The sequence below is a fragment of the Ferroglobus sp. genome, from assembly GCF_015521575.1.
Classification (GTDB): Archaea; Halobacteriota; Archaeoglobi; order Archaeoglobales; family Archaeoglobaceae; genus Ferroglobus.
Genome location: NZ_WANY01000233.1, coordinates 1 through 8,314, shown reverse-complemented (window position 1 = coordinate 8,314; position 8,314 = coordinate 1). Strand labels below are relative to the sequence as shown.

The window sequence follows — 8,314 nt, the reverse complement described above, 5'->3', positions numbered from 1 at the left end:
TCCTTTAACTCAATCTTTGCCAGCTCCGCAACGTGAAGAACCGTACTTCTATCGACCATCCTTTCTCAGCTTTTGCTCTCTGTTTAAAAAAGTTCAGATGGCATGTTAGGTAGTTACAGAGAGATTCTGAGGTTAGCCACTTACAAGTTCTATGATAAATCCGAAATCATCTTGAGTGGTTCCTCATGGCTTTACCCATTAAATGCCCATACTCCTTTCCTATTAGTGATGAATTTTAACTTTGGAATAATCTGACTGAATTTGATGAGTTTTTCGAAAATTTTTATCGGCTTGAGCTTAATTCTGAGCGGAAGAGTTTCATTTCCCATACTCTTCGGCGCTTTGTAAAATTCTTGGATTTGAAGGCTTTCATAAGCACAGATAAAGTCGTAAGCGTCGAGGAGCTTTGTGGTAAGATTTTAGCTAAGGGCATGCAATTAAGGGAGAAGGTTAATTGCGATGTCTACTACAGAGCTTCAAGGTGGCGGAAGAAATTATAAACGAAGTGAAGATATTCGTTGAGAGGAAGCTGTAGTTGATATTTCGGCTGGAGGTGGACGTATGGTCAAGGTTATTGAAAGTAGATGCCCAGAAGGTAAAGGATGAACTGAGAGATACACGGCTGACTTCTTTGCGGATACGTGTGCTATAATTGAGATTTTGAGGGGAAATAGAAACTACGAGCAGTATGCAGATTTAGAACTTGCTACGACTGAGTTTAACTTGCTTGAATTGTCTTACGCCCTCGTAAGAGATTATGGGAAATTCAAGGCTTTGGAGCTGCTTTCGGCTGTTAGAGACAGCTTCGAAGTTGTTAAAGTTGACGACAACGACTTCGTGAACGCTTCGGAGTTTAGATTACGATCGAAAAAACAGAGAAAGAAGTTATCGCTTATAGACTGTCTCGGCTACGTCGTTGCCAAAAGACTGAATATCAAGTTTTTAACTGGTGACGAGGAGTTTAAAAACTTGGAAAACGTTGAATTCGTGAAGTAGTGATGACTTTTGGCTTTACAGGAACACCCGTTTTCAAGGTTGTTAAAGAAAGAGATGTGAAAGCAGATAGTCAATTTCCTGATATACTCATGTGAAGAAAAACGTTTATATTTCAACCCCTTAATTTGAAAGCAATGAGGAGTGAAGTCGGCATTTTACTCGTTTTAGTGTCATTAATTCTCTTCGCGATCGGATCATACATAGGACTCGTTATTCTCCCCCCATCTCCTGAAAAAATTCTCGAAAACAACTACAGAATAATTTTCTTCCACCTACCCGCGGCGATCAACTCATTTTTAGCATTCACAGTTACACTGATTTCAGGAATTCTCTACTTGAAAACGAGGGATTCCAAATTCGATGTTCTCGCTTCATCCTCCGCTTTGGTCGGCTTCGTTTACATAACAGCCGCTTTGATAAGCGGAAGCATATGGGCGAACAGAGCTTGGGGGACTTACTGGAACTGGGATCCAAGAGAGACGACAGTTCTGATTCTCTGGTTCGTCTATGCAGCTTACTTTGCTCTTCGCTCTTCCATAGATAACCCAGAGGATAAAGCAAGGATTTCGTCAATCTACGCAATTTTCGCGTACGTTACCGTTCCGCTAAGCTATCTTTCCACGAGGCTGTGGTTTTCCCTGCATCCGACAACAGCGGAAATTCACATAAAGATTGCAGTTCCCCTCATGCTCAACTTCGCCGCTTTCACTCTCCTCTACATCGCTTTGACTTACCTAAACTATAAAGCCGAAAAAATTATGGAGGTGGTATGATGGACGACTTCACAGCTGTGTTCGCAGCCTCGATGGCAGTAATGCTTTTAATTTTCGCCTTAACAGTTTACAGTTTCATGAAACTCAAGAGAATAGAAAAGATGTTGAAATAATCAGATTTCGTAGAATTCGCCGGGCTTCAATATCACAACTTTAACGTCAAGTCCTTTCTCCTCAACAGCTTTCTTGAACTCCTCCGGATTTTTCTCAATGACGGGGAAAGTGTTGTAGTGCATAGGAATCGCAACCTTCGGTTTTACGAGTTCAACAGCCTTTGCGGCAGCTTCAACTCCCATGGTGTACCAGTCTCCGATCGGCACGAGCATAACATCCGGATTGTAAAGTTCACCTATCAGCTGCATATCCAAGAACACATCCGTGTCTCCGCAGTGGTATATCCTAACTCCGTCCACTTCTATCACAAAACCAGCCGGATCTCCGGCTGAAATAATTGTATCGTCCTCCTCAACGTCGGCAGAGTGAACAGCCTTAACCATCGTGACTTTTACTCCGTTCACTTTAGCCGTCCCACCTATATTCATTCCCACCGCTTCCACACCCTTCTTCGCCAAAACCCTCGAAAGCTCGTGGATGCAAACCACTGGCACATCGTTGTTTTTCGCAATTTCGACAGCATCACCAAGATGATCTCCGTGTCCGTGAGTTACAGCAACCAAATCCACCTTCACATCCTCCACCTTAACCGGCGAAAGGGGGTTTCCCGTTATGAAGGGGTCGACTATCACCTTCTTACTCCCCTCGATAAGAAACGCTGCATGCCCGAGCCACCACACCTTTACCACTTACACCACCCCCAAAGGAGATATTCTCTTCTGCTTAAAGTAGTTGCCGAATTAATTAAAGCTATCAAAACTTACGCTGCAGCTTCTCAACAACTTCGATCAAAAACTTCGAAAGCTTTACCGCATCTTCCTTACTTTTCATAATCGTGTTTGTGGAGAACACTTTGCAATCCACCCTGTCTTTCACCCACTCATCTCCAAGCTGAACGACTAAAGCGTCAAGAAAATCCTTATAAACTTCGTAAACTCCAGCCGGAGAAACTTCGTATCCTTTTGCTTTCATAAACTTGGCAGCAGGACCGCTTACCGGAGAACTCCCTATTATCGGAGAAACCGCGACGACGATTTTTTCTTCCAGAACTTCCCTTATCCCTCTAACCATTAAAATTGGGGAGATGCTCGTTATAGGGTTGCTCGGTCCGATTATCACAGCTTTACTTTTTTCAAGCTCTTTCAAAACCTCCTCCGTCGCTTTAGCCTTTTCGATTCCTTTAAAATAGATGTCGTAAACTTCAGGCTCCCCTCTATGCTTTATCCAAAACTCCTGAAAGTGCAAGTCCCCAACATCGCAAACTATCCTCGTCTCTACCTCCTCCTCACACATCGGCAGAACTTTACTCTTCACTCCATAAGCATCTGCAAGCTTTAAAGTTGCTTCAGTCAAAGAATACCCTCTTCTAAGCAGCTCGCTTCTGAAAATGTGCGTAGCTCTATCGACATCCCCTATCATCAGCATCTCATCAAATCCAAGCTTTTTCAGAAAGTTGTGGGTAACAAAGGAATCATTTTTTACCCCCCACCACTTTTCCTCGTCTATCACCCCAGCAAGAGCGTAAATAACGGAGTCTATATCCGGACAAACTTTATTTCCAGATATCCAAATATCTTCGGCTGTATTAACTACGACCGAAAAATCCGCTACCTCCTTAAGTCCGGTAAGCATCTTCGGCGTTCCAGTTCCCCCCGAAAGCACCGCCAGCATCTCACTCCACCGAAAGGTTCAGGACTATTTCAGCCACATCCTCCGAGTACCCGACTATCCTTGAAAGGGCATCCGAAATCGTTTTTTTGAGTAAAGCCTCCTTAGCGTCACTCACTTCAAACACTCTAAGCTTTGCTTTTAAATCTCTCGTTAGCTCGAACAGCTCTTCAGCGAGGTTTTCGTCTCTCTTGAAGAATGAATTCATAGCAATTCTGAAAGACCTCCTCACCTCCTCAGAGATTTGGTAGAACTCGCACCCCCTCCTCTGCCTCAGCATTTCCTCAGCCATTGTCGTTAGGTGGTCCGCAACTCTTTCAACATTCTTAACGACAATTCTGTAACCCAAGATTTCCCTTGGCTTCAGATTTATCATTGAAGCAACATCTTGATAGCTGAGTGCCATTTTAAGCTGTCTGAGAATGAGGAAGTACAATCTGTCAACCTCCTTTTCTCTATCCAGAATGCTGACGCAGAGATTCTCATCGAATTCCTCCATGCACTTGGATAGATCTTCGTGCATGCTCTGAGTAACGGAGAACATTTTGTCGAGCAGCTCTTCCGGCTTAAACCTCCTTTCGCTGTGGAATATAACTATCTTGAGTTCGTTAACGTAATCCTCTATAACTTCCGCACCTATCAGCATCTCCACAGCCTCGTAAACAGCCTTTCTGATCTCAGGTGGCACTTTCACCCTTATGCTCGTGTATCCAGCAAGGTAATAAGAAATCACCTTCCTTATGAGGGTATCAGCTTTTTTAACTCCGGAAATCACCCCCTCTTTTTCCGAAACTTTCGAAAGGGAGGGGAAGATCCTTATCGAGTTCTTACCGACTTCGATGTAAACGATGTCTCCAGCTTTAACGTTGTTTTCCTCAAGCCATTTTTTGGGTAAGGTCACGATGTAGCTGCTCCCACTCACGAACACCTTCCTCGGCTGCACGTCCATAAATACCCTCAGTAACAACATATATTTCTATATTTCCATGCTGATTGATATAGACAGCTGATATTGACTATATGAAAAACATATAAACAACTCCACAGATTTCAGAACATGAAAAAATTCCTGCTGGTTTTCATTTTCACGGGAGTTCTGCTGGTAGGTTGCGCTCAAGAAAAGGAGGAAGGAATCTCTGGGGAAGTTAAAGTGGCTGGAAGCAGCACGGTGTATCCGATTACCATGGCTATGGCTGAAGAGTTCAACAAGCTGTACCCGAATATAGTTGTTTCCGTTCAGTCCACCGGAACGGGGGGTGGATTTAAAAACTTCTTCATACCGGGTTACGTTGATATAAACGATGCGAGCAGGAAAATTAAGCCCGAAGAACTTGAAGCCGCTAAGAAAAACGGAATAGAGCCAATAGAATTCCTAATAGCCTACGATGCCTTAACTGTGATAGTAAATCCAGAAAACGACTGGGTAGATTGCCTGAGCTTTGAAGAGCTGAGAAAGATTTGGGGTCCGGAAGCAACGGGGAAGATCACGAAGTGGAGCGATGTAAATCCCGAATGGCCGAATGAGGATCTACAGCTCTACGGACCAACTTCAGCCTCTGGAACCTTCGACTTCTTTACCGAAGTCGTGATAGGAAAAGAAGATGCACACAGAAAGGATTACCACGGAACAGAGGAAGATAACACGATAATTCAGGCTGTTGCGAGAGACAAGTATGCGATGGGATATTTAGGCTTAGCCTACTACTTGGAAAACAAAGACAAGGTAAAGGCTGTGAAAATAAAGAATCCAGAGACCGGAGCTTGCGTTGAGCCGAGCATAGAGAATGCAAGAAGCGGAGAGTATCCTTTAACAAGACCTCTGTACATCTACGTCAACAAGGAAAGTCTGAAAAAGCCCGCTGTGAGAGAATTCGTTAAATTCTACCTCGAAAACCTTGACAGCGGAATAATAGAGGAGATCGGCTACGTTCCCGTGGACAAAAAAATAAAGGAGGAGAACCTGAGAAAATTTGAGGAGGCTTTAAAAGAGCTTGGAATTGAGTAGATTTCACACACTTTTTATTTAGAAAAAGTGACGATCGCTTATGAGGTTGAAGGAAAAATTAATCGAAATTTCACTCTTCAGCTTTGCCCTGACGACGATCCTGATAACCTTCGGAATCGTCGCAAGTTTGATTTTCGAAACAGCCAACTTCTTTAGCTACGTTTCTCCAATCGAGTTCTTCTTCGGAACTGAGTGGAGTCCCACTATAGCGCCCTACAGCTTCGGAGTTCTTCCGCTCATTTCGGGAACTCTGATGATAACGCTCGGAGCAGCTTTGATCTCAATTCCCTCCGGTTTGCTTGCAGCGATATATCTAAGCGAATACGCAAGCGAGAGAGTGAGATCGATACTGAAGCCAGCTTTGGAAGTTTTAGCTGGAATTCCAACAGTCGTTTACGGATTCTTCGCATTCGTCTACATAACCCCATTCCTCAAGAAAGTAATTCCGGACATTTCCGCCTACAACGCTCTGAGCGCCTCGATAGTCGTCGGAATTATGATAATTCCGATTGTCGCGAGTATAAGCGAAGACGCTCTAAGAGCGGTTCCAAAGTCCCTAAGAGAGGCTGGTTTCGCCTTAGGAGCTTCCAAAGTTAGAGTCATTTGGAGCATAGTCGTTCCCTCCGCTCTTTCCGGAATCATTGCCAGCTTCATTTTGGGAATCTCAAGGGCTATAGGAGAGACCATGGCTGTAACAATAGCTGCTGGCAGAGTTCCCAGACTTGTGAACGTTCTCAACCCCGAAGACTGGATAAAGCCGATAGAGACGATGACCGCTGCTATGGTTGAAATAGGATTGAGCGACGTTTCGGGAGAGAGCATAGCTTACAAGAGTCTTTTCGCAATAGGCTTCACTCTCTTCATCATGACGTTCGCTCTTAATGCTGTGAGCAATTACATTAAGATGCGCTTCAGGGAGGTGTACAGATGAAGCTCTCGGACAAGCTCTTTTTAGTACTTTGTTTGGCAGCGACGGTTTTTGGATTGCTCGTTCTTTCAGCCTTAATCGTTTACACGTTTTACGAAGCGTTAGGGTGGCTCGATTTACAGTTCCTCACGTCACCTCCCTCAAGGTTCCCGGAAAAAGCCGGAATCTACCCGGCACTGGTCAGCTCGATATACATGATAACCCTCGTCGGAATCTTCGTCCTTCCCCTCGGAGTTGGAGCGGCTTTATACTTGGAGGAGTACGCTAAAAAGGGTAAGCTAACGAGAATTATTGACGTGAACATCTCGAATTTAGCTGCGGTGCCGTCGATAGTTTATGGGCTTCTCGGAATAGGGCTTTTCGTTGCCACTTTCAAACTGAAACCCGGAACAGTGTTAGTAGGGGCATTAACACTAACGCTTTTGGTTGTCCCGATAGTGATCGTCACCGCTCAAGAAGCGTTGAGAGCCGTTCCGCAATCAGTGAGAGAGGCAAGTTTCGCCTTAGGAGCAACAAAATGGCAGACAATCAAGGAAGTCGTTTTGCCTCAAGCCTTTCCCGGAATTCTCACCGGAGTAATTCTCGCCTTATCAAGGGCTATCGGAGAGACTGCTCCGTTAATCATGGTGGGAATGGCTACTACTGTTTTCGTAGCTCCGAAAGACATATTCAGCCCGGCAACAGCCATGCCCCTGCAAATATTCATGTGGACCGACATGCCTCAAGAAGGTTTCCTCCACGGAGTTGCTCCAGCAGGTGTCATAGTTCTCCTTGCCGTTATGCTGTCGATGAACGCCCTCGCCATCTACTTAAGGAATAGGTTCTACAGGAAGCTTAAGGGGTGGTAGGATGATAATATTCGACGTCAAAAATTTAAGCGTGTATTATGGAGAAAAGGTCGGAATTCAGGACGTGAACATGGAAATTTACAAGAATAAGGTAACGGCTATAATGGGTCCGAGTGGCTGCGGAAAATCCACCTTTTTGAGATCCCTCAACAGATTGATTGAACTCGTGGAGAACGTCAGAGTCGAAGGAAAAGTTTTGTTCGAGGGAAAGAACATTTACGATCCAGACGTCGATCCAGTTGAGCTGAGAAAGAGAATAGGAATGGTTTTCCAGCATCCGAATCCCTTTCCGAAAAGCATATTCGACAACGTAGCCTTCGGACCAAGAATTCACGGAGTAAAAGATAAGAAAAAACTCGAAAAGATAGTTGAAGACGCTTTAAAGAAAGCCGCCCTTTGGGATGAAGTTAAAGACAGGCTTCACGATTCGGCTTTAAGGCTCAGCGGAGGACAGCAGCAGAGGTTGTGCATAGCGAGAGCGATTGCGACGAATCCTGAGGTTATACTCTTCGACGAGCCTACCGCTTCTCTCGATCCGATAGCAGCTTCGAAAATAGAAGATCTGATAGTGGATTTGAAGAAGAGCTATACAGTTGTTGTTGTAACTCACAACATTCAGCAAGCGGCAAGAATAAGCGACTACGTAGCTTTCTTCTGGATGGGTAAGCTTGTTGAGTACGGAAAAACGGAAGAAGTTTTCGAGAATCCGCAGAACGAGCTGACAGAGAAGTACTTAACGGGAAGAATAGGATGAAAGTTCTGTTCGTTTGTCGAGAAAACACCTGCAGAAGCGTTATGGCTGAAGCAGTATTTAATTCTCTGAGCGGAAAGCATAGAGCTGAGAGTGCTGGAATTGAGAGAGGAGAAGAGATAGACGAAAACGCCGTCAAGGTTTTAGAAAAATACGGATATAGAGTCAAGGAGCGTTCTCCAAAATCTCTCGATGATGTAAGCTTAAGGGATTTCGATTTGATCGTAGCCG

9 protein-coding genes and 1 pseudogene are annotated in these 8,314 nt (G+C 44.5%); 7 read left to right on the top strand and 3 right to left on the bottom strand.

The window, feature by feature from the left end; all coding sequences use genetic code 11:
• Positions 1-642: 642 nt before the first annotated feature.
• Positions 643-996: pseudogene (locus F7C14_RS09380) on the top strand (PIN domain-containing protein); the annotation flags it as partial.
• 134 nt (positions 997-1,130) lie between these two features.
• Positions 1,131-1,769 (top strand): cytochrome c biogenesis protein, encoded by a 639-nt coding sequence (locus F7C14_RS09375; RefSeq protein ID WP_367114361.1) that lies wholly within the window; start codon positions 1,131-1,133, stop codon positions 1,767-1,769.
• Between the two features lie 113 nt (positions 1,770-1,882).
• Here F7C14_RS09375 and F7C14_RS09370 read toward each other — a convergent pair whose 3' ends face one another.
• The 3 genes from F7C14_RS09370 to F7C14_RS09360 all read right to left on the bottom strand — a co-directional run bounded on the left by F7C14_RS09370 (position 1,883) and on the right by F7C14_RS09360 (position 4,500).
• Positions 1,883-2,572, bottom strand: coding sequence for a metal-dependent hydrolase (locus F7C14_RS09370; RefSeq protein ID WP_290902204.1), 690 nt, complete (start codon positions 2,570-2,572; stop codon positions 1,883-1,885).
• A gap of 64 nt (positions 2,573-2,636) precedes the next feature.
• A complete protein-coding gene (gene cofD, locus F7C14_RS09365) occupies positions 2,637-3,554 on the bottom strand; it encodes a 2-phospho-L-lactate transferase (RefSeq protein ID WP_290902202.1) in 918 nt (305 codons plus the stop codon).
• Between the two features lies 1 nt (position 3,555).
• Positions 3,556-4,500, bottom strand: coding sequence for a phosphate uptake regulator PhoU (locus tag F7C14_RS09360; RefSeq protein WP_290902200.1), 945 nt, complete (start codon positions 4,498-4,500; stop codon positions 3,556-3,558).
• Between the two features lie 108 nt (positions 4,501-4,608).
• On the opposite strand from F7C14_RS09360, the gene F7C14_RS09355 reads away from it, so the two are divergent.
• The 5 genes from F7C14_RS09355 to F7C14_RS09335 all read left to right on the top strand — a co-directional run.
• A complete protein-coding gene (locus F7C14_RS09355) occupies positions 4,609-5,556 on the top strand; it encodes a PstS family phosphate ABC transporter substrate-binding protein (RefSeq protein ID WP_290902198.1) in 948 nt (315 codons plus the stop codon).
• A gap of 40 nt (positions 5,557-5,596) precedes the next feature.
• Positions 5,597-6,487 carry a phosphate ABC transporter permease subunit PstC gene (pstC, locus tag F7C14_RS09350; RefSeq protein WP_290902196.1) on the top strand — a complete coding sequence of 297 codons (891 nt, stop codon included), beginning with the start codon at positions 5,597-5,599 and terminating at the stop codon, positions 6,485-6,487.
• The gene (gene pstA / locus F7C14_RS09345) at positions 6,484-7,332 is read left to right on the top strand and encodes a phosphate ABC transporter permease PstA (RefSeq protein ID WP_290902194.1); all 849 of its coding nucleotides are present in this window, start codon (positions 6,484-6,486) and stop codon (positions 7,330-7,332) included. Before pstC ends, pstA begins: the two co-directional genes overlap by 4 nt.
• Before the next feature lies 1 nt (position 7,333).
• Positions 7,334-8,086, top strand: a complete 753-nt coding sequence (pstB, locus tag F7C14_RS09340) for a phosphate ABC transporter ATP-binding protein PstB (protein WP_290902192.1) — start codon at positions 7,334-7,336, stop codon at positions 8,084-8,086.
• On the top strand, positions 8,083-8,314 hold a 232-nt coding region (locus tag F7C14_RS09335; protein ID WP_290902190.1), incomplete at its 3' end, for a low molecular weight phosphatase family protein. The genes pstB and F7C14_RS09335, both read left to right, overlap by 4 nt.

Excerpts from the sequence above, each read along its gene's own strand:
- F7C14_RS09375 (WP_367114361.1), top strand. The coding sequence starts at position 1,131 with ATGAGGAGTGAAGTCGGCATTTTACTCGTTTTAGTGTCATTAATTCTC.
- cofD (WP_290902202.1), bottom strand. The coding sequence starts at position 3,554 with ATGCTGGCGGTGCTTTCGGGGGGAACTGGAACGCCGAAGATGCTTACC.
- F7C14_RS09360 (WP_290902200.1), bottom strand. The coding sequence starts at position 4,500 with ATGGACGTGCAGCCGAGGAAGGTGTTCGTGAGTGGGAGCAGCTACATC.
- F7C14_RS09355 (WP_290902198.1), top strand. The coding sequence starts at position 4,609 with ATGAAAAAATTCCTGCTGGTTTTCATTTTCACGGGAGTTCTGCTGGTA.
- pstC (WP_290902196.1), top strand. The coding sequence starts at position 5,597 with ATGAGGTTGAAGGAAAAATTAATCGAAATTTCACTCTTCAGCTTTGCC.
- pstA (WP_290902194.1), top strand. The coding sequence starts at position 6,484 with ATGAAGCTCTCGGACAAGCTCTTTTTAGTACTTTGTTTGGCAGCGACG.
- pstB (WP_290902192.1), top strand. The coding sequence starts at position 7,334 with ATGATAATATTCGACGTCAAAAATTTAAGCGTGTATTATGGAGAAAAG.